Source organism: Pseudomonas sp. BRM28, from assembly GCF_002939405.1.
Lineage (GTDB): Bacteria > Pseudomonadota > Gammaproteobacteria > Pseudomonadales > Pseudomonadaceae > Aquipseudomonas > Aquipseudomonas palmensis.
This window is the reverse complement of the sequence record NZ_PEFV01000001.1, coordinates 2,971,549-2,989,556: the sequence shown is the minus strand read 5'-3', so window position 1 is coordinate 2,989,556 and position 18,008 is coordinate 2,971,549. Positions and strand designations below refer to the sequence as shown.

The 18,008-nt window shown below is 66.4% G+C and carries 22 protein-coding genes; 12 read left to right on the top strand and 10 right to left on the bottom strand.

Going from position 1 to position 18,008, the window contains the following annotated elements:
* Positions 1–10 precede the first annotated feature (10 nt).
* The gene (locus CR917_RS14145; RefSeq protein WP_104572501.1) at positions 11–1,234 is read right to left on the bottom strand and encodes a lipase family protein; all 1,224 of its coding nucleotides are present in this window, start codon (positions 1,232–1,234) and stop codon (positions 11–13) included.
* Positions 1,235–1,534: 300 nt separating this feature from the next.
* Between CR917_RS14145 and CR917_RS14140 the strand changes: the two genes are divergently transcribed.
* The 5 genes from CR917_RS14140 to CR917_RS14120 all read left to right on the top strand — a co-directional run bounded on the left by CR917_RS14140 (position 1,535) and on the right by CR917_RS14120 (position 6,248).
* Positions 1,535–2,611 (top strand): sigma-54-dependent Fis family transcriptional regulator, encoded by a 1,077-nt coding sequence (locus tag CR917_RS14140; RefSeq protein WP_043860049.1) that lies wholly within the window; start codon positions 1,535–1,537, stop codon positions 2,609–2,611.
* 184 nt (positions 2,612–2,795) lie between these two features.
* Positions 2,796–4,478 (top strand): nitrite/sulfite reductase, encoded by a 1,683-nt coding sequence (locus CR917_RS14135; protein WP_043860048.1) that lies wholly within the window; start codon positions 2,796–2,798, stop codon positions 4,476–4,478.
* Complete coding sequence (locus tag CR917_RS14130) at positions 4,466–4,948, top strand: DUF934 domain-containing protein (RefSeq protein ID WP_043860047.1); 483 nt, start codon at positions 4,466–4,468, stop codon at positions 4,946–4,948. The genes CR917_RS14135 and CR917_RS14130 overlap by 13 nt, the downstream gene beginning before the upstream one ends.
* A gap of 75 nt (positions 4,949–5,023) precedes the next feature.
* Positions 5,024–5,560 (top strand): GNAT family N-acetyltransferase, encoded by a 537-nt coding sequence (locus CR917_RS14125; protein ID WP_043860046.1) that lies wholly within the window; start codon positions 5,024–5,026, stop codon positions 5,558–5,560.
* Entirely contained in the window at positions 5,553–6,248 is a 696-nt protein-coding gene (locus CR917_RS14120; RefSeq protein ID WP_104572500.1) for a glutathione S-transferase N-terminal domain-containing protein, read from the top strand. The genes CR917_RS14125 and CR917_RS14120 overlap by 8 nt, the downstream gene beginning before the upstream one ends.
* 54 nt (positions 6,249–6,302) lie before the next feature.
* Here CR917_RS14120 and CR917_RS14115 read toward each other — a convergent pair whose 3' ends face one another.
* The 3 genes from CR917_RS14115 to CR917_RS14105 form a co-directional block, all read right to left on the bottom strand.
* Positions 6,303–6,530, bottom strand: coding sequence for a DUF6555 family protein (locus CR917_RS14115; protein ID WP_043860044.1), 228 nt, complete (start codon positions 6,528–6,530; stop codon positions 6,303–6,305).
* A 104-nt stretch (positions 6,531–6,634) separates the two neighbouring features.
* On the bottom strand, positions 6,635–7,195 hold the full coding sequence (locus tag CR917_RS14110) for an ATP-dependent Clp protease proteolytic subunit (RefSeq protein WP_043860043.1): 561 nt from the start codon (positions 7,193–7,195) through the stop codon (positions 6,635–6,637).
* A gap of 49 nt (positions 7,196–7,244) precedes the next feature.
* Positions 7,245–7,418: a KGG domain-containing protein gene (locus tag CR917_RS14105; RefSeq protein ID WP_371920451.1), complete on the bottom strand. Its 174-nt coding sequence runs from the start codon at positions 7,416–7,418 to the stop codon at positions 7,245–7,247.
* Positions 7,419–7,632: 214 nt separating this feature from the next.
* Between CR917_RS14105 and CR917_RS14100 the strand changes: the two genes are divergently transcribed.
* The 3 genes from CR917_RS14100 (at position 7,633) to CR917_RS14090 (ending at position 10,329) form a co-directional block, all read left to right on the top strand.
* On the top strand, positions 7,633–8,973 hold the full coding sequence (locus tag CR917_RS14100; protein ID WP_104572499.1) for an iron-containing redox enzyme family protein: 1,341 nt from the start codon (positions 7,633–7,635) through the stop codon (positions 8,971–8,973).
* A gap of 11 nt (positions 8,974–8,984) precedes the next feature.
* Positions 8,985–9,938, top strand: coding sequence for a class I SAM-dependent methyltransferase (locus tag CR917_RS14095; protein WP_043860041.1), 954 nt, complete (start codon positions 8,985–8,987; stop codon positions 9,936–9,938).
* A gap of 127 nt (positions 9,939–10,065) precedes the next feature.
* Positions 10,066–10,329, top strand: coding sequence for a DUF1652 domain-containing protein (locus CR917_RS14090; protein ID WP_043860040.1), 264 nt, complete (start codon positions 10,066–10,068; stop codon positions 10,327–10,329).
* A 15-nt stretch (positions 10,330–10,344) separates the two neighbouring features.
* Here the strand turns inward: CR917_RS14090 and CR917_RS14085 are convergent, their stop codons facing one another.
* Positions 10,345–10,959, bottom strand: coding sequence for a Yip1 family protein (locus CR917_RS14085; protein WP_043860039.1), 615 nt, complete (start codon positions 10,957–10,959; stop codon positions 10,345–10,347).
* A 189-nt stretch (positions 10,960–11,148) separates the two neighbouring features.
* Here CR917_RS14085 and CR917_RS14080 point away from each other — a divergent pair, with 189 nt between their 5' ends.
* Genes CR917_RS14080 through CR917_RS14070 form a run of 3 tightly spaced genes read left to right on the top strand, consistent with a single transcriptional unit; the run spans position 11,149 to position 13,109 of the window.
* Positions 11,149–11,319, top strand: coding sequence for a metallothionein (locus CR917_RS14080; RefSeq protein WP_043860038.1), 171 nt, complete (start codon positions 11,149–11,151; stop codon positions 11,317–11,319).
* 27 nt (positions 11,320–11,346) lie between these two features.
* Entirely contained in the window at positions 11,347–12,255 is a 909-nt protein-coding gene (locus CR917_RS14075; protein WP_043860037.1) for an SDR family oxidoreductase, read from the top strand.
* Positions 12,256–12,269: 14 nt separating this feature from the next.
* Positions 12,270–13,109: a Ku protein gene (locus CR917_RS14070; protein WP_043860036.1), complete on the top strand. Its 840-nt coding sequence runs from the start codon at positions 12,270–12,272 to the stop codon at positions 13,107–13,109.
* An 83-nt stretch (positions 13,110–13,192) separates the two neighbouring features.
* On the opposite strand, the gene CR917_RS14065 is transcribed toward CR917_RS14070, so the two are convergent.
* Together CR917_RS14065 and CR917_RS14060 are read right to left on the bottom strand one after the other, a co-directional pair.
* Positions 13,193–13,555: a DUF4440 domain-containing protein gene (locus CR917_RS14065; RefSeq protein ID WP_104572498.1), complete on the bottom strand. Its 363-nt coding sequence runs from the start codon at positions 13,553–13,555 to the stop codon at positions 13,193–13,195.
* Between the two features lie 5 nt (positions 13,556–13,560).
* Entirely contained in the window at positions 13,561–14,754 is a 1,194-nt protein-coding gene (locus CR917_RS14060; RefSeq protein WP_104572497.1) for an MFS transporter, read from the bottom strand.
* Between the two features lie 114 nt (positions 14,755–14,868).
* Here CR917_RS14060 and CR917_RS14055 point away from each other — a divergent pair, with 114 nt between their 5' ends.
* The gene (locus CR917_RS14055; protein ID WP_088515079.1) at positions 14,869–15,756 is read left to right on the top strand and encodes a LysR family transcriptional regulator; all 888 of its coding nucleotides are present in this window, start codon (positions 14,869–14,871) and stop codon (positions 15,754–15,756) included.
* 78 nt (positions 15,757–15,834) lie between these two features.
* On the opposite strand, the gene CR917_RS14050 is transcribed toward CR917_RS14055, so the two are convergent.
* From CR917_RS14050 to CR917_RS14040, 3 genes are read right to left on the bottom strand one after another with little or no spacing between them, the layout of a single operon-like run.
* The gene (locus CR917_RS14050; RefSeq protein ID WP_078481219.1) at positions 15,835–16,755 is read right to left on the bottom strand and encodes a DUF72 domain-containing protein; all 921 of its coding nucleotides are present in this window, start codon (positions 16,753–16,755) and stop codon (positions 15,835–15,837) included.
* Complete coding sequence (locus tag CR917_RS14045) at positions 16,752–17,411, bottom strand: glycosyltransferase family 2 protein (RefSeq protein ID WP_043860031.1); 660 nt, start codon at positions 17,409–17,411, stop codon at positions 16,752–16,754. Before CR917_RS14045 ends, CR917_RS14050 begins: the two co-directional genes overlap by 4 nt.
* Entirely contained in the window at positions 17,408–18,007 is a 600-nt protein-coding gene (locus CR917_RS14040) for a trans-aconitate 2-methyltransferase (RefSeq protein WP_054914437.1), read from the bottom strand. Before CR917_RS14040 ends, CR917_RS14045 begins: the two co-directional genes overlap by 4 nt.
* Position 18,008: the final 1 nt, after the last annotated feature.

The following is an 18,008-nucleotide window of genomic DNA, read 5'->3' as shown; positions in this document are numbered from 1 at the left end:
GGCTCCTGGCTTATTGCACGCTGGGGTTGCAGATAGGGGTGACGGGCTGGTCGCTGAACACCTTGCGCGCGAAGGGCAGCGAGTCCTTGAGCGAGGCATTGACCGTCTCGCTGTGGCCCAGGCCCTTGTATAGGTGGCCCTCGACCACCGAGCCGGCAGCGCAGGCGTCCTTCATCAGGCTGACCTGGGTGACGGCAGCGGGGGTCTTGTCCTCGGCGCCGGTGCCGATGAAGATCGGCTGCGCAAGCTTGAGCGTCGGGTAGGAGACCTGCGCCAGCCACGGCTTGAGTTGTGCGCCGTCGTTGGCCTTGCGCGTGTTGGCCGGGGTCAGCCCGGTGCCGATCACATCGGCGGTGAGCGACGCCAGGCAGGTGGTGCGAGCCTGTTCGAACAGTGGCAGGGCCTTGTCGGTGTAGAAGTCGCGCGGGTCGATGCTCGGGTCGTATTGCTGCGCGGCCAGCAGGGTGTAGAAACCGTAGGCCAGTGACGCGTCGACCTTGTTCGGGTCCTGCTCACCCACGTTGCTGGCGCCCACGGTGTAGATCACCCCGGTACCGACGCTGCCCTTCAGGCCCAGGTCCGGAGCGTAGGTGGGGGCATAGGCGGCAGAGGCGAAGGCCCCGGCGCCGCCCTGGGACTGGCCGACCACCAGCACCTTGTTGGCCAGGCCCGGCACCCCGTTGACCACGGCGCGGGCCGCGTCGAGGATGCCGTAGGCGGCCATGCGGTTGTTCAGCAGCGGGTGGCCGCCGGGCACGCCCAGGCCCTGGTAGTCGGTGGCCACGATGGCATAGCCCTCGTTCAGCCAGCGCGCCAGGTACTGCACGTCGCGGTACGAGCGGCCCGACCAGGACGGCGCGCAGATGTCGGCCACGCCGACGGTGCCATGCCCCCAGGTGACCACCGGCCAGCCGCCTGCCGGGGCCTTGCCCTGGGGAATGAACAGCGCGCCGGAGACCGCGATCGGGGTCTTGCCGTCGATGCCGTCGGTGGAGCTGTAGAGAATGCGCAGCTGGCTGGCCGCACCGGGCAGGCTGAGGGTCTGCTCCAGCGGCTCGCTGCGCAGCAACCTGCCGGGGGTGGCCGGGATCGCCTGTTCCCAGTGGTAGAACGCCGAAACGCGCCCGTCGCCCTGCAGCGGGTCGGGCGTGGGGGCGTAGGTGTCGGCGGCCATGGCGGCGCAGGAGAGGGCGAGCAGGCTCAGGCCGAAGGCCACGGAGTGCGGGAATTTCATCAGGGGCTTCCTTGGGCAAAACAACGATGCCGGGTGCAGAGCGAAAGCCGTGCCAGATGCTGAAATGTTCACGCAACCTGCTGAATAAAAAGGGTTTTACTGGTTTTATCCAGTCGCTGCCCAGCACCGCGCTGCTGATTCGCAAGCAACCGCCGGGGCCGGAGTGCTGCTGTGGCAGCAGTGCCTCAGCAGGTGGCTTCTGATAGGTGAAATTGGAATATACAAAGATGAATTAATAATTATTTGTTCTAATTTGTTTCGTGCACTATGGGCCGGCGCTATCAATGCCAGGAATGCACCATGTCGCTGATTACCCATCCCCATGCCCGGGAACTGACCAAATCCGTTCGTGCCACCGTGCTGGTGTTCAAGGACCCTCGCTCCCAGGAACTGCTGGCCCGTATCGAGCGCCTGGCGCCGAGCGAGGCCAACACCCTGATCATCGGCGAGACCGGCACCGGCAAGGAACTGGTGGCGCGGCATATCCACCAGTTGAGCCGGCGCGGTCGCGAACCGTTCGTGGCGGTGAACTGCGGCGCCTTTGCCGAAACCCTGGTGGAGAGCGAGTTGTTCGGCCATGAAAAGGGCGCATTCACCGGGGCCACCAACAGCAAGGCGGGCTGGTTCGAGGCGGCCAATGGCGGCACGCTGTTTCTCGACGAGATCGGCGACCTGCCGTTGAACATGCAGGTCAAGCTGCTGCGTGTGCTCCAGGAACGCGAAGTGGTGCGGCTGGGGTCGCGCACGCCGATCCCGATCAACGTGCGCCTGGTGGCGGCCACCAACGTCAACCTGGCCGATGCGGTGGTGGCGGGGCACTTTCGCGAAGACCTGTTCTACCGCCTGCACGTGGCGACCATCCGCCTGCCGCCGCTGCGCGAGCGCCCCGGCGACATCCTGCCGCTGGCCGAGTTCTTTCTCGAGGAGCATTGCCAGCGCCTGGGCTACAGCCGCGCCAGCTTGAGCCTGGAGAGCGAGCGCAAACTGCTGGGGCACAGCTGGCCAGGCAACATCCGCGAGCTGGAGAATGCCATTCACCATGCCTTGCTGGTGTGCCGCCAGCAGGTGGTGCAGCCGGCCGACCTGCACCTGGTGGACATGCGTTCGGTGGGTATCCGCCAGGAGGAGAGCGCCCAGCCGCTGCGCCTGCAGACGCCCGAGGCGCCGAGCCTGGAGGCGGCGCTGACGGCGCTGTTCGAGCAGAACGTCGAGGATTTGTACGAGCATATCGAAGAGACGGTGTTTCGCACCGCGTACCGCTATTGCCACGGCAACCAGCTGCAGACCGGGCGCCTGCTCAACATCAGCCGCAACATCGTGCGGGCGCGGCTGGAGAAGATCGGCGAGCTCAAGCGTAGCGATACTGTCGGCCTGTAAGGGCCCTTCGCGGGTCCACAGGTTGTGCACCGACTTGAGGGGCTGTGAACGTTCTGTGGGAGCGGGCTTGACCCGCGATACAGGCGCCACCGGGTCAACTGATCCGCATTAATCCCCCCAACCTGAATCTGTAACCCAGTACACCTCGAAGCCATAGTAGCGGCCTCCCTGATGAGGTCCGACCATGTATCACTACGACGAATACGATCGTGCACTGGTGTTCGAGCGCGTAGCCCAGTTCCGCGACCAGGTGCAGCGCTTCACTGCCGGTGAACTGAGCGAAGAAGAATTCCTGCCACTGCGCCTGCAAAATGGCCTGTACCTGCAAAAGCATGCCTACATGCTACGCGTGGCCATCCCCTACGGCACCCTCGGCGCCCGCCAGATGCGCACCTTGGCCAGCATCGCGCGCGACTACGACCGCGGCTACGGCCACTTCACCACGCGCCAGAACATCCAGTTCAACTGGGTCGAACTGGCCCAGGTGCCGGATATCCTGCAGCGCCTGGCCGAGGTCGACATGCATGCGATCCAGACCTCCGGCAACTGCGTGCGCAACATCACCACCGAGGCCTTCGCCGGCGTCGCCGCCGACGAGATCATCGACCCGCGCCCGCTGGCCGAGATCCTGCGCCAGTGGTCGACCATCAACCCCGAGTTCCTGTTCCTGCCGCGCAAGTTCAAGATCGCCATCTGCTCGGCCCGCCAGGACCGCGCAGCGATCATGATGCACGACATCGGCCTGTACCTTTACCGCGACGGACGCCAGCAGATGCGCCTGCGGGTGATGGTCGGCGGCGGCCTGGGGCGCACGCCGATCCTGGGCCTGCAGATCCGCGAGGGCCTGCCGTGGGAGCACCTGCTGTCGTACGTCGAGGCCATCCTGCGGGTGTACAACCGCCATGGCCGGCGCGACAACAAGTACAAGGCGCGCATCAAGATCCTGGTCAAGGCACTGGGCATCGAGGCTTTTGCCCGTGAAGTCGAACAGGAATGGCAACACATCAAGGACGGCCCGGCGCAGCTCACCGAAGCCGAGTTCCAGCGGGTGGCCGAAGGCTTCGCGCCGCCATGCTACGCCGCGCAGCCCGACGGCGACCTGGACTACGGCACCCACCTGGCCATGGACCGCTCCTTCGCCCGCTGGGTCTCGCGCAACGTGCAGCCGCACAAGGTGGCCGGCTATGCCAGCGTGGTGCTGTCGACCAAGCCCGGCCCGGCGGCGCCCCCCGGCGACCTCACCGCCGAGCAGATGGACAACGTGGCCGACTGGTCGGAGCACTTCGGTTTCGGTGAAATCCGCATCGCCCACGAGCAGAACCTGATCCTGCCCGATGTCCGCAAGGCCGACCTGTACCCGCTGTGGCGTCTGGCCTGCGAGCAGGGCCTGGGCACCGCCAACATCGGCCTGTTGACCGATATCATCGCCTGCCCGGGCGGCGACTTCTGCGCGCTGGCCAACGCCAAGTCGATCCCCATCGCCCAGGCCATCCAGAGCCGCTTCGACGACCTCGACTACCTGCACGACCTGGGCGAGCTGAGCCTGAACATCTCGGGCTGCATCAACGCCTGTGGCCACCACCACATCGGCAACATCGGCATCCTGGGCGTCGACAAGAACGGCAGCGAGTGGTACCAGGTGACCCTGGGCGGGGCGCAGGGCAAGGCCAGCGCACTGGGCAAGGTGATCGGCCCGTCGTTCAGCGCCGCCGAGATCCCCCGCGTGATCGAGCAGATCGTGGCCACCTACTGCGCCTACCGCGAACTCGACGAGCCCTTCGTCGACACCGTGGCGCGGGTGGGGCTGGAGCCGTTCAAGGAGCGCGTCTATGCCAGGCAGCCGGAGGTGTCCACATGCGCAATGTGATCGCGATACGCCAAGGGCAGGCGCAGCTTGTGGAGGGCGACAGCTGGCAGTTGCTGCGCGAGCAGGAGGCGCCGCTGCCGACGGGCGCGCTGATTTTGCCGCTGCACCGCTGGCTGGCGCAGCCCAGTGGTTATCACGGGCTGTGGCTGGGGCCGGATGACGATGTCGAGTCGCTGCAGTTGTGGCTGGGCGTGCTGCCGCTGATCGCCATCGACTTCCCCTCGTTTCGCGATGGCCGTGGCTACAGCCAGGCCTACCTGCTGCGCACGCGGCTGGGCTGGCAGGGCGAATTGCGTGCTGTCGGCGATGTGCTGCGCGACCAGCTGAGCCATATGCGCCAGTGCGGTTTCGACAGTTTTGCCGTGCGCGAGGACAAGTCGGCAGCCGACGCGCTCAAGGGCCTGCAGGGCATGAGCGTGCTCTACGGGCGTTCGGTGATCGAGCCCAGGCCGCTGTTTCGGCGACGTTGAGTGCGTAGGGTGCTGTCGCGTCGGTGATGGAACGGGCTACCATGCAGGTTCGCCCGTTGGACAGGATGTTGCAGCATGCTTTTCAGTACCCGTACTGCCCGGCCGGCCGATGCTGAAGCCCTCAGCGACATCGCCAGCCAGACCTTCGCCCTGGCAAGCCCCGCCGATTCATCGGCCAAGGCGCTTGCCGCCTATATCCGAGGCCATCTTCAGCCCGAACACTTCTGCCTGCACCTGATCAGCCGTGCCAAGCAATTGCGCGTGCTGGAGCATGACGGCGTGGTGGTGGGCTACACCCTGATCGACAAGGCGGCGCAGGCGCTGGGTATCGAGGCGGCCGACGGCCTGCCGGAACTGAGCCGCTGCTACGTACTGCCCGAGCACCATGGCCAGGGCGCGGCCCAGCGCCTGCTTGAGGACACCCTGGCCCAGGTGGGCGGGGCGATCCGCCTGACGGTCAACGAACACAACAGCCGGGCGATCCGCTTTTACCAACGCAATGGCTTCCGCCAGGTAGGCGAGGCCATTTTTGTCTGCGGGCCGGAACGTCACCGTGACTGGGTGATGGTGCGCGCCTGCGCCACTGCCGAACCAGAGGCTGCCGATGACTGATCTTTCTGCCTACCCCATCACCCGCAAATGGCCTGCCCGCCACCCCGAGCGCCTGCAACTGTATTCGCTGCCCACGCCCAACGGGGTGAAGGTGTCGATCATGCTCGAAGAGACGGGCCTGGCCTACGAGGCGCACAAGGTGGACTTTGCCACCGAGGATCAACTGAGCGCCGAGTTCATCTCGCTCAGTGCCAACAACAAGATCCCCGCGATCCTCGACCCGCACGGGCCGGGGGGCAAACCGCTGGGGCTGTTCGAGTCGGGGGCGATCCTGCTGTACCTGGCCGAGAAGACCGGCCAGCTGCTGCCTGAAGACCCGGCTGCGCGCTACGAGACGATCCAGTGGCTGATGTTCCAGATGGGCGGTATCGGCCCGATGTTCGGCCAGGTGGGCTTCTTCAACAAGTTCGCCGGCAAGGCCTATGAAGACAAGCGCCCGCTGCAGCGCTACGTGGACGAGGCGCGGCGCCTGCTGGGCGTGCTGGACCGGCGCCTGCACGGGCGCGACTGGATCATGGACGAGTACGGCATCGCGGATATCGCCACGCTGCCGTGGGTGCGCAACCTGATCGGTTTCTACGAAGCGGGGGATCTGGTGCGGATCGAAGAGTTCGTCGAGGTTCGCCGCGTGCTGGACGCGTTTCTGGCGCGGCCGGCGGTGCAGCGCGGCTTGCTGATTCCGGGTTGACCGGGTTGTGCTGCGGTCAGCGCGGGCCTGGCCCGCGCTGACCGCAGCGCCGTCTCAGTGGCTCTGGCGCCACGTCACCTCGGTGATTCCGTACCGCTCGGCCAGTGGCTTGCTGACCTTCTTTACCTTCTCGCGCCCATAGCGCGGAATATGCCCCACCCCGGCGTCACAGCTGGCCCAGTGCCAGGCTTCGGCGTTGTCCATCGCCTCGGCACGAATCACGAAGGACTTCTGTTTGCCGTGCAATTGATAGTCGATGACGAAGAGTTTTGCGTTGTTCATGGTTCCCTGAAAATCCTTTCAACGTGGTGACCGATGCGTGTTCACTCATACCGCCTAACTAAGTACCTTCCAGCCACCAAATAATTCAGTCTGATTGTTCGACATCAGTGTTCGGCGCTGACGGTGAGGTGGCGGGCATCGGTGTCGAACACTACCTGTTCCAGCCGGTGGGCCATGCCGCAGGCCAGCGAATCGTAGGCAGGGATCACCCGTTCCTCGGCCGACAGGCAGTGGATGATGTCCAGTTTGCGCTCGGCATGGGCGGTCTCCAGTTCGAAGATCCGCGCATAGCGCTCCAGGTCGTTGTTCAGGCTCGACAGGTATTCACGCAGGCGCGAGTGGTCCACCGCGCTCTGGCTGAAGTGCCAGGTCATGGGGTGGATCAGAAACCGCGAGTGGGGCACGGCCAGGCGTTCGCTGGCGGCCAGGTACATCACGATGCCCATGGATTCGATGTTGCCCGCATTCACCGCGCTGACCGGCACCGGCAGCGACTTGAGGAAGCTGTAGATCGAGAACCCCAGGTGGGTGCTGCCGCCGATGGTCGACAGGTTGAGCAGCAGGGCGCTGGCCCCTTCGTCGATCGCCTGCAGGCAACGGTCGCGAAAGCGCTCGGTGGTGCCCTGATCGATCGGGCAATGAAAGTGGATGACGTACTGCTTCATCAAGAGTCCTCAAGACCGACGCACCCTCGGTGCGCCGGTCGCTCGAGCGTCAGCTACGACCACCACCACTTGGTTTGCGGGTGTCAGACTTGGTGGCGTCAGGCTTCCTGTTGCCCTGGCTGCCAGCGCCGCCTCCGGAGGCCTGCCCACCTTTTTTGCCGGCTTCCGACGCCTTGTTCTTGTCGTTGGCAAAGTTTCCCGAGTTTTCTTTCTTGTCCATGATGCTGATCCTCATGTCATTGGGATGCGAAGCCTTGTGGACCTCACATAGGTGTGGAGATAGGCCACGGGGCAAAGTTTTAAAATCTTTGCGTGCATGAGACGAACGGTAAGCCCGCACGACTTTTTCATCCGCTTGGCGGGGCTGTGGAACTTTGCAGCGCAGCGCCCATTCCCTTGCATATCGACTGCAAGGGGCAGCCAAGAGGACAACGGCCATGACCGTGATGAACGCAACCCGCCCGACTGCCGACCTGGCGCAGGTTCAGGCCGGCGACCTGCTCAACCGCTACCAGGCGCTGCTGCGCGGTGACCTGGTGGGCAGTGCCGCCTGGCTGGCCGAGCAACTGCTGCGCACCCAGGGTCTGCAGGACGACCTGCCGGCAACCCCGGGCGAACTGGACGCGTGGACCGACCGGCGCACCGCCGCAGTTGCCGGCGAGTACTCCGAATACCTGGCCGGGCGCAAGGCTGGCGCGCCCCGGCGCTATTTCAGCACTCGCGCTCACGCGCTGTACTTTCTGCACCATGTGGCCCCCACCAAGGCGGTGGACGGCGCCTGGCTGCACGGGCTGCTGCGACACTGGGCCGACCCGCGCTATCACGGGCTGATCCGTATCTACCTCGAAGAGCTGGGCGATGGCGACCCGGCCTGCAACCATGTGCTGATCTATCGCCGCCTGCTGGCCGAGGCCGGTTGCCACGAGCCGGTGCCGCTGCCCGACGAGCGTTACCTGCAGGGCTGCCTGCAGCTGGCGCTGGGGGCCAACAGCGACATGTTCCTGCCCGAGGTGATCGGCTACAACCTGGGCTATGAGCAGCTGCCGTTGCACCTGCTGATCAGCGCCTACGAGCTCGACGAACTGGGCCTGGATGCCCAGTACTTTCGCCTGCACGTCACCATCGACAACGCCAGCAGCGGCCATGCACGCAAGGCCGTGCAGGCCCTGCAGCAGTTGCGCCCGGAGCAGGACGACGGGCGTTTCTACCAGCGCGTGGCCGCCGGCTACCGGCTCAACGACCTGGGCCAGGGCTCGGCGGCGATCATCGCAGGCTTTGACCTGGAGGCCGAGGTGGTGGCGCTGCTCGAACGCAAGCGCGCCTTCGGCCAGCACATGCATTCGGATTACTGCCGCTTCCAGGGGCGCACCGTCAATCAATGGCTGGCCGAGCCGGGCAGCATGCCGGGCTTTCTTGGCGTACTGGAACAGAAGGGCTGGATCAAGCGCGGGCAGGACCCACAGCTCAGCCGCTTCTGGCAGGTGATCGAGGGGCCGGGCGCGGCGATGTTCGGGGTGTTCAGCGTGTATGAAAAGCAGCTGCTGCATGACTGGATTGCCGGCGACTGGCAGCCGGCCGGCAACCCCGAGCGTACCCAGGGCAGCGCCCTGCAACCCTCGATGCCTTCGGACGACACCGCGCTCGACATCGAGCTGCAGGCGCTGCCCGCACAGTGCCGTATCGAACGCCTGATCGACGCCATGGCCGGCAACCGCCATGCACTGCCGCGCGGCCTGCAGGCCACGCGGATGTACCGCCAGCTCACGGGCCTAAACTGAAGGAGTGCACCATGCTGCTGAACACCTGCCAGCCTGAAGCGGACAAGGCCCTGCTGCAACTGGGCCGGCGCCTGCAGGCCGACGGCTACCGCTTCACCTGCGTCACCCCGCTGACCCAGCAGCGCAACAACGAGCGCCAGAGCGCGGCGCGGGCGCGCACCCTGCGCGACATTTTTGGCTGGAACCGTCCGTTCACCGCTTCGCTGCTGTCGGCCGACGAACTGGCGCAGATGCGCGTGGCACAGATTCTCGACGAAGACGGCGACTGCTGGCGCAGCCGGGTGCGCTGGTCGAGCCTGGAGGACCTGCTGTTCGTGCATTCGGGCTTTCCCACCACGCAGGCCGATGCGGTGTTCTTCGGGCCCGACAGCTACCGTTTCGCACACTTCATCGCCAGCCACTTGCAGGGCCGCTTCAGCGAAATCAACCACGCGGTGGATATCGGCTGCGGGGCCGGGGTAGGGGCGATACTGATCGGCCGTGCACGCCGGCACGCCCAGGTCACCGCGCTGGACATCAACCCCGACGCCCTGCGCCTGAGCGCGATCAACGTGGCCCTGGCCGGGCTGGCCAATGTGTCGGTGGCGCACAGCGATGTACTGCAGGGCATTACCGGCAACTTCGACCTGATCGTCGCCAACCCGCCGTACATGCTCGATGCCGGCCGCCGCGCCTATCGGCACGGTGGCGGCAGCCTGGGCGCCGACCTGTCGCTGCGCATCGTCAACGAGGCAATCGGGCGCCTGAGCCAGGGCGGCACGCTGCTGCTGTACACCGGGGTGGCGATGGTCGACGGGCACGACCCGTTCCTGGCCGCCATCCGTGCCCAGCTCACCGCCCCGCAATGGTCGTGGCACTACCAGGAGCTGGACCCTGACGTGTTTGGCGAGCAACTGCTCGAACCTGGCTACGAGCAGGTCGAGCGCATTGCAGCGGTGGGGCTGACGGTGACGCGCAACGGCTGAACATGCCGGTGCGGTTTCATTGCCCCGGTCAATCAGATGCCGGGGGCTGTATTGGAGTTTTCGATTTGAATGTCGGGCCCGGGGGGCCCTTACTAGTGGTTACACCTGAGACATCGAGGGTTGCATCATGCCAATGAACGGAGTGTGTGATCTGGAACTGCGTCGCCTGATAGAAGGCGCCTTTCTGCCATGGCGCTGTGAAGTGGCGTGCAGCGACGGATTGGCGCTGACCATCCACCTGCCGGCCGATGCCGAGTATGCCGAGCTTACGGTCACGGGTATCCAGCTGAGCGCCTTGCCCGACGTGCGGGCCATCGCGGACCTGGTGGGTCAGATCCGCGAAGAGCGCCGCACCATGGGCCTGCAGCCGCGCAGGCTGTACCGCGCCTGACCCCCATGCGCCCGGCTAGCCCAGGCCGGCCGGGCGCAGGTATTCCGGTTGCAGGGTGTTGAACCAGAACAGGATCATCGACACCAGGATGGTCACCTGCACCAGCAACCCCACCCCCCACACGCTGGCCGAGTACAGCAGGCCGTCTTCCTTGCGGATGCGCATGAAGGTCGGCAGACCGGTGAACAGCAGAAAGGTCGCGTACACCGTGGCCGCGCCCAGTATCGTGACCGCCAGCCAACGGCTCGGGTACAGCCCGGCCAGCCCGGCTATGAAATACGGTGTGGCAGTGTAGGCAGCAAAGCCGATGCACTGGTTGAGGGTGGGGCGTGCATCGAAGGTACGCGACATCCAGCGGATGAATGCCCCCATCAGCACCGTGCCCGCCATGATCGCCAGAAACAGCAGGATGCACAGCTGCAACGCGCTGCTGGCACTCAGGCGCACGTTCTCGTTTTCGGCCAGGCTCCAGCCCACCGAGGTGATCCCGATGAACAGGCATACGGTGGGGATCAGTGCCAGCAACAGCAGGTGTGACAGGTAGTGACGCGGGTGGGCCTCCTCGTCGTGGCGAATATCGGCCCACGCCGAGTTGGGTTGGGTGAACAGCTTGACCAGGTGGCTTGTCATGGCGGTCTCCGGTACCGGGGCGAAAGGGCCCCTCGTGTTCTGTGGAGGTCACAAAGCGGCCAGGGTTTCATCGGCTTTGCCGCAAGCGGACCAACTGCCTTGAACCATTGCGCGCGCGGGCCGGTCACTTCTTGCAGGGGCGCCAAACGGCGCCACCGATGACGACCATCACCTTCAGGAGTCAAGACCATGGACCAACAGACCTGTGCCTGCCCGGACTGCAACTGCAAGGTTGGCGACAACCCCGTGCAACGCGAAGGCAAGTCTTATTGCTGTCAGGCCTGCGCCGATCATCACCCGGCCGGCAAACCCTGTTCTGCCAGTGGCTGCGGCTGCGCCAGGCAGGCCCCCACGCACTGAGGCACTGAACCGTACCGGAGGATCCCGATGTCGACGCCAAAACCCAGCAACCAGTACAGCATGCGCAACCCGCTGACCCAGTACCCGCAACCGCCGTTTCCGGCCCAGGGCCAATCGGCGCCTGGGCTGGATAGCGGCATGCAACCCAAGCCGGACCACGGTGAGCACAGCTACCAGGGCTTTGGCCGGCTCCAGGGGCGCAAGGCGCTGATCACGGGCGCCGACTCCGGTATCGGCCGTGCGGTGGCCATCGCCTTTGCCCGCGAGGGTGCGGACATCGTGCTCAACTACCTGCCCATCGAGCACAGCGATGCCAAGGAGGTCATCCAGTTGATCGAGGCCGAGGGCCGGCGTGCCATCGCCTTGCCGGGCGACCTCAAGGACGAGGCCTTTTGCCGCGAACTGGTCAGCCAGGCCCACGACCAGTTGGGTGGGCTGGACATCCTGGTCAACGTGGCAGGCAAGCAGGTGGCGCGCAAGCAGGTGGGCCAGGTCAGCAGCGAGCAGTTCGACGCCACCATGAAGACCAACGTGTACGCGCTGTTCTGGCTGTGCCAGGCGGCCGTGCCGCTGATGCCGGCCGGGGCCACCATCATCAATACCGCATCGATCCAGTCGTACCAGCCGTCGGCGACCCTGCTCGACTACGCCACCACCAAGGCGGCGATCGTGGCCTTTACCAAGGCCCTGGCCAAGCAGGTGATCGAGCGCGGCATCCGCGTCAACGCGGTGGCACCGGGGCCGATCTGGACGGTGCTGCAGCCCAGCGGCGGGCAGCCGCCGGAGAAGATCCCCGACTTCGGCGGGCACACGCCGATGAAGCGCCCCGGCCAGCCGGCCGAGTGTGCGCCGTTGTACGTGCTGCTGGCGTCGCAGGAATCCAGTTACATCACCGGTGAAGTGTTTGGCGTGACCGGTGGCAACCCATTGCCTTAGGCGAGGAGACGAGCATGGCCAGCAGGGCGATCTGGAAGGGCGCGATCAGTTTCGGGCTGGTGCATATCCCGGTGTCGCTGACCACGGCGGTCAGCAGCGACCGGGTCGATTTCGACTGGCTCGACAAGCGCAGCATGGACCCGGTGGGCTACAAGCGGGTGAACAAGGTCACCGGCAAGGAGATCGACAAGGAGCATATCGTCAAGGGCGTGGCGTTCGAGAAGGGCCGCTATGTGGTGATCAGCGAGGACGAGATCCGCAAGGCGCGGCCCGAGGCCACCCAGACCATCGATATCTTCTCGTTCGTGGGCAGTGACGAGATCCCGCTGCAGCACTTCGACACGCCGTACTACCTGGCGCCGGACAAGCGCGGTGGCAAGGTCTATGCGCTGCTGCGCCAGACCCTGGAGAGCACCGGCAAGGTGGCGCTGGCCAAGGTGGTGCTGCATACCCAGCAGCACCTGGCGCTGCTGCGCCCGCTGGAGGACGCCCTGGTGATGATCACCCTGCGCTGGCCCGATGAGGTCCGCGGGCTCGAAGGGCTGGAGCTGGACAAGAGCGTGAGCGCGGCCACGGTGGACAAGAAGGAGCTGCAGATGGCCAAGCGTCTGGTGGAGGACATGGCCGGGCACTGGACGCCGCAGGAGTACCACAACGACTTCAAGGACACCATCATGGCGCTGGTGGAAGAGAAGGCCAGCCAGGGCAAGATCGCCACCGTGGAGGCACCCGAAGACCAGGCAGCGGGCAAGGGTGCGGACATCATCGACCTCACCGAGTTGCTCAAGCGCAGCCTGGGTGGGGGCAAGAAGGCGCCGGCCAGAAAGGCAGCGCCTTCGCGCAAGAAAGCCTGACCGCGGCGGCTTCATCGCGGGTCGAGCCCGCTCCCACACCCCCTGCGAGGCCCCTGTGGGAGCGGGCTTGACCCGCGATGGGGTTACGCAAGTGCCGCGGTCTCCTGCAAATGCAGCCACTTGCCCTGCGCGTCGAACACCACCGTCGACCAGCGTAGCGTGGTCTGGCCGCTGTCATCCTGCTGATGCTCGCGATAGGTCACCACCCCCGGCGCCACGTCGTGCATCTCATCGATCTCGATGCGCAGGCCAGGCCGCGAGCCATAGGCCTGGGCAAAAAAACCCTCCAGCTGCGCCTTGTCGAGCACCGTGCCCTTGAGCGTGAACATCGAGAACCCCTCGGCAAAGCGCTCCAGCAACGGCGGCCGTGCCTCGCCGGCCAGCCACTGGCGGATCTGCACATGCGCCTCCAGCACCTCTTCAAACCCCGCATTACGCTCTGGCATTGCACTCACTCCACAGGTTGAACAAACAGGGCCCGGGCGCCCGGCAGGCGCAGCACCCAGGGCAAGGGCAGCAAGGTCAGCGCGGCGCCCAGCGCCAGCACTTGCGCATAGGCTGTAGGCCCCGGCAATCGCCAGTCGAGCACTGCGCCGAGCAACGCCACCCCGAAAAAGAAACTCAACTGCCGGTTCAGGCTCCACAACGCACTGGCCGCGCCCATGGCCGCCTCGGGGATCGCCACGAACGCCGCCGTCTGCGCGGTGCTGCTGCACAGGCTGCTGCCCAGGCCCAGCAACGCATACAGCAGCACCAGCCAACCGGGGTGGGCGACCAGCCAGGGGCTGGCCAACGCCAGCACCGCCAGGCTTTGAATGCCCATGCCGGCCAGCAGCAGCGGGCGTGGGCCCAGTGCGTTGAAGCGCCACCGGCTCAGGGCGATCGCCGCCAGCGCACCGGCGGCCCACGGCAGCATCAGCCCGCCGGTGGCAGTGGCGCTCAGGCCAAGCGTGCCTTGCAGGTACAGTGCCGCCACCAGGTTGATCCCCATGAACACGCCCGGTACGCACAGGTAGATGAGCATGGCGGTGTGCAGCAGTGGCTGGCGCAACAGGCGCAGGTCCAGGGCCGGCCGTACGCTGGGCTGGGGCCGACCGCCGGGCAGCCAGGCCAGCACCAGCGCGGCGCACGCCAGGGTGGGCGCAAGCAGGGCGAAGAACACCCAGCGCCAGTCGCCCTGGTCGGCCATCAGCCCGCCCAGCGCCGGCGACAGCGCCGGCACCAGCAGGGCCACCATCATCACCCGCGAGGTGAGGCCGGCGCGCTCGCTGGCGGGGCAGGCGCGGTAGGCCAGCGCCTGGCCCACCGGGATCAGCAGGCCGCCACCCAGGCCCTGCAGCAGGCGCCAGCCGATCAGTGCCTCGATGCTCCGGGCCGAGCCTGCCAGGGCACAGCCCAGGCCGAACAGGGCCAGTGACAGCAGCAGGGTGGCGCGCTCGCCGATGCGCTGCGCCAGCCCGTTACCCAGCGGGATGATCAGGGTCAGGCCGAGCATGTAGGCGTTGCCGACCCAGCCCAGCTGCGTGACCGAGGCGCCGAGCTGGCGCTGCAGGGCGGGGTAGGCACTGTTGAGCACGAACAGGTTGAGCAGGTCGAGGGCAAAACCCATCAGGAAGATCAGGCTGACTTTGCTGCGAAAAGGCATGACGGGGCGCCGCTGGAGAACGATGGGCGCAGTGTAGGGCGGTGCTGATGATTGAATAAGCCCCGCAATACTGCCAGATTGGTCGAATTATTTTGACAATCAAGGGGCCTTTGCATGGTCAGCCTGGACCGTTTCGAGCTGTTTTGCGCCGTGGTGGAGGCGGGGTCGTTCACGGCGGCGGCCACACGCCTGTGCCAGACCCGCGCCGCGGTCAGCTTCGGTATCAAGCAGCTGGAGGCGCAGCTGGGCGTGACCCTGCTGATCCGCACCACGCGCCGGGTGGCGTTGACCGATGCCGGCGAGGGCTTCTACCGTCAGTGCCTGCTGGTGCTGGAGCAGGCGCGGTTGGCCATCGAGCAGGCGCGTGCCGAGCATGGCGGGTTGCAGGGCAGCCTGCGGGTCACCTCCACGGTGGAGTACGGTTTGCGCGTGGTGGCGCCGGCCTTGCAGCTGTTCATGCGCGAGCACCCGTTGCTCAACGTGCGGCTGGAAACCCACACCAGCCACGCGGACCTGGTGCAGGAGCGCTTCGACGTGGCCATCCGGTTAGGGCAGGCGCAGGATTCAGGCTACCGCGGGGTGTGCCTGGAGACCTATGCAGTGCACCTGGTGATGGCGCCGGGCGTGGGCGTGCCGGGGGCGACGCTTGCCCAGGTCAACGCCTTGCCCAGGCTGGTGCATGGGCGTTTCGAGCGCCAGGCCGGTTGGGCGTTGCTCGATCAGAGGGGGGAGGCGGCGGTGTACGAGCCTTCGGGCCGGGCGGTGATGGTGGCAGACAATGCCTCGATCCTGCGTTCGTTCGCCTTGCAGGGGCTGGGCGTGGCGCTGCTGCCGGCCTGGTTGATCGAGGACGACCTGCGTACCGGGCGTCTGCTGGATGCATTGCCGGGGTATCGCTTTGCCGAGCAGAGCGTGTACGCGCTGTACCCGGCCAGCAACCACGTGCCGCGCAAGGTGCGGGCCTGGATCGATTTTCTCAAGGGGTATGTGAACGGCATGTAGGCGCCGGCGTTGCCGGCGAAGGGGCGCGCTGCGTTGGCCGGTGTTTCGCGGTGTCCGGTTCGCCAGCCAGGCGGGCTCCTACAGCGCAGCACCCGGTGTCGCTTCCAGGCCCTTGTCCAGCTTCAGCAGCTCCAGCAACCGTCTGGCGTCATAGGGCGCGCGCACCTTGATGTCGTTGTCGAAGTAGCAGTACACATCGCGATGCGCCGCCTTCGGCGCCGCACTCGCCGCATCGATCAACCGCGCATCCCCAGGCTGCGCCCCGCGTTTCCACGCCTGGATACGCTTTTGCCAGCCGCGCAGGGCCGCCTGCGAATAACCGCTGCTGTACAGCGCCACATCCCCATGCAGGCGCATGTACACGAAGTCGCTGGTCAAGTCCTCCACATGCGGCCACTTCTTCGCCGTGTCGGCCACCACCAGCGCTACCCGGTACTTGCGCAGCAACGCCACGAACGCCGGGTCCAGAAAGCTCTCGTGACGCACCTCCACTGCATGGCGCACCACCTGCCGGTCGGCGCCCTCCAGGTAACCCGCACGCTGCATCCGCTCGGCACACTGCGCGGCCAGGGCCTTGGCCTGCTTGCCGGTGTGCGGCAGGCGCGCCAGAAACGCATCGAACAACCCCTCGTCAAAACGCATGTTCGGCGGGAACTGCCACAAGGTCGGCCCCAGCTTGCTGCCCAGCGACAGGGGGCCGGAGGCATAGAAGTTGGCCAGCGGTTCGTCGATCTCGCGCAGGCGCTTCACGTGGGTGATGAAGCGCGGCGCCTTGACGCTGAACACGAAGCCTGGCGGCGTTTCGGCCGCCCAGCCGGCGAAACGCTCGGGACGTTGCAGCGCATAGAAGGTGCCGTTGATCTCGATGCTGTTGACCGCCCGCGAGGCGAAGTGCAGCTCGTCCTTCTGGCGCAGGCCCTCGGGGTAGAAGTCGCCCCGCCACGGCACATAGCGCCAGCCCGAGATGCCGATATGCACCTGCGCCGCGCCACGGCTCACGGGGTAGCCGCCAGCGTGGTGAGGAAGTCGCCGAAGCCGCCCCGCGCCCGGCAGTCGCCACGGCTGCTGGTGGACACGCTGTTGCGTGCCGTCCACACGATGCGCGCGCCGCTCAGTTCAAGGTCGCTGATCAGTTGCACGTCTTCGTCCAGCGGCACGGGCCGGAACCCGCCGACCCGCTGGTAGGCCCTGGCGCAGATGCCCAGGTTGGCGCCATGGATGTGCCGGTGGTCCTCGCGGGCCTGGTAGTGGGCCAGGTAACGCGCCTGCAACGCCGCATCCTGGTGCGCCTGCCATTGCTCCACGTGCACCGTGCCGCACACGGCGTCGGCGGCGCAGTCCAGCTGGCACACCAGCCAGTCGGCCGGCACGCAGCTGTCGGCGTCGGTGCAGGCCAGCCAGCGCGCGCCGCGCTCGAGCATCCAGCTGGCGCCGGCACGCCGGGCGTAGCCCACGTTGCGCGCAGTGACCTGCAGGGTGTGCACGCCGTGCGCCAGGGCAATGGCTTGGCTGGCATCGCTGCACTGGTCGAGCACCACCACGATCTCTACGCGCTCGCCTAGGGCCTCGGCCTGCGCCGCCGCCTGCCCGAGGGCGCGCAGGCAGGCCGGAAGGTACTGTTCTTCGTTATGCGCGGGGACGATCACGCCGATCATAGGCAAGGCTCCTGCAGGTCAATGGCACATGGCTGGCAACACCAGTATTCGAGCAGGAAGTCGGCTTCTTCGTGGCGCACGGCGCGGTACAGCGGCAGGCGCTGATCGAGCAGGGCGTGTACCTGGCGGCCATCCTGCGGGCAGCCGTCGATGGGGTGCAGCCAGTGGCAGGCCAGCAGCGCACCGCCAGGGCTCAGGCTGGCCACGGCCTGTTCGATCACCTGCAGCCACTGCGCGGGGTCGAGGTAGTAGCCGATCTCGCTGAGCACGATCAGGTCGAACTCGCCCCCTGGCCAGTCGCCGGGCAGGTGGCCCTGGCTCACACTGGCCTGGGGGCAGGCTGCCAGGCGCCGGCGCGCAAGCTCCACGGCAGTGGCATTGAGGTCCTGGCACAGCAGGGCCTCGGTGCGCTCGGCCAGCGCTGCACTGAGCTCGCCGTTGGCGCAGGCGGGCTCGAAGATGCGCGTGTAGTACTGGCGCGGCAGGCAGGCCAGGGTCAGGTCGCGCTTGCGCTTCTCGTACCAGCGGGTCCGAAAGGCCCAGGGGTCTTCATCGTGCTCGAACAGCTGTTCGAAATACTGCGGCGATACGCTCATG

Bases quoted from the DNA above. Each gene is read 5' to 3' on its own strand.
- CR917_RS14145 (WP_104572501.1), bottom strand. From the start codon at position 1,234: ATGAAATTCCCGCACTCCGTGGCCTTCGGCCTGAGCCTGCTCGCCCTC.
- CR917_RS14140 (WP_043860049.1), top strand. From the start codon at position 1,535: ATGTCGCTGATTACCCATCCCCATGCCCGGGAACTGACCAAATCCGTT.
- CR917_RS14135 (WP_043860048.1), top strand. From the start codon at position 2,796: ATGTATCACTACGACGAATACGATCGTGCACTGGTGTTCGAGCGCGTA.
- CR917_RS14130 (WP_043860047.1), top strand. From the start codon at position 4,466: ATGCGCAATGTGATCGCGATACGCCAAGGGCAGGCGCAGCTTGTGGAG.
- CR917_RS14125 (WP_043860046.1), top strand. From the start codon at position 5,024: ATGCTTTTCAGTACCCGTACTGCCCGGCCGGCCGATGCTGAAGCCCTC.
- CR917_RS14120 (WP_104572500.1), top strand. From the start codon at position 5,553: ATGACTGATCTTTCTGCCTACCCCATCACCCGCAAATGGCCTGCCCGC.
- CR917_RS14115 (WP_043860044.1), bottom strand. From the start codon at position 6,530: ATGAACAACGCAAAACTCTTCGTCATCGACTATCAATTGCACGGCAAA.
- CR917_RS14110 (WP_043860043.1), bottom strand. From the start codon at position 7,195: ATGAAGCAGTACGTCATCCACTTTCATTGCCCGATCGATCAGGGCACC.
- CR917_RS14100 (WP_104572499.1), top strand. From the start codon at position 7,633: ATGACCGTGATGAACGCAACCCGCCCGACTGCCGACCTGGCGCAGGTT.
- CR917_RS14095 (WP_043860041.1), top strand. From the start codon at position 8,985: ATGCTGCTGAACACCTGCCAGCCTGAAGCGGACAAGGCCCTGCTGCAA.
- CR917_RS14090 (WP_043860040.1), top strand. From the start codon at position 10,066: ATGCCAATGAACGGAGTGTGTGATCTGGAACTGCGTCGCCTGATAGAA.
- CR917_RS14085 (WP_043860039.1), bottom strand. From the start codon at position 10,959: ATGACAAGCCACCTGGTCAAGCTGTTCACCCAACCCAACTCGGCGTGG.
- CR917_RS14080 (WP_043860038.1), top strand. From the start codon at position 11,149: ATGGACCAACAGACCTGTGCCTGCCCGGACTGCAACTGCAAGGTTGGC.
- CR917_RS14075 (WP_043860037.1), top strand. From the start codon at position 11,347: ATGTCGACGCCAAAACCCAGCAACCAGTACAGCATGCGCAACCCGCTG.
- CR917_RS14070 (WP_043860036.1), top strand. From the start codon at position 12,270: ATGGCCAGCAGGGCGATCTGGAAGGGCGCGATCAGTTTCGGGCTGGTG.
- CR917_RS14065 (WP_104572498.1), bottom strand. From the start codon at position 13,555: ATGCCAGAGCGTAATGCGGGGTTTGAAGAGGTGCTGGAGGCGCATGTG.
- CR917_RS14060 (WP_104572497.1), bottom strand. From the start codon at position 14,754: ATGCCTTTTCGCAGCAAAGTCAGCCTGATCTTCCTGATGGGTTTTGCC.
- CR917_RS14055 (WP_088515079.1), top strand. From the start codon at position 14,869: ATGGTCAGCCTGGACCGTTTCGAGCTGTTTTGCGCCGTGGTGGAGGCG.
- CR917_RS14045 (WP_043860031.1), bottom strand. From the start codon at position 17,411: ATGATCGGCGTGATCGTCCCCGCGCATAACGAAGAACAGTACCTTCCG.
- CR917_RS14040 (WP_054914437.1), bottom strand. From the start codon at position 18,007: ATGAGCGTATCGCCGCAGTATTTCGAACAGCTGTTCGAGCACGATGAA.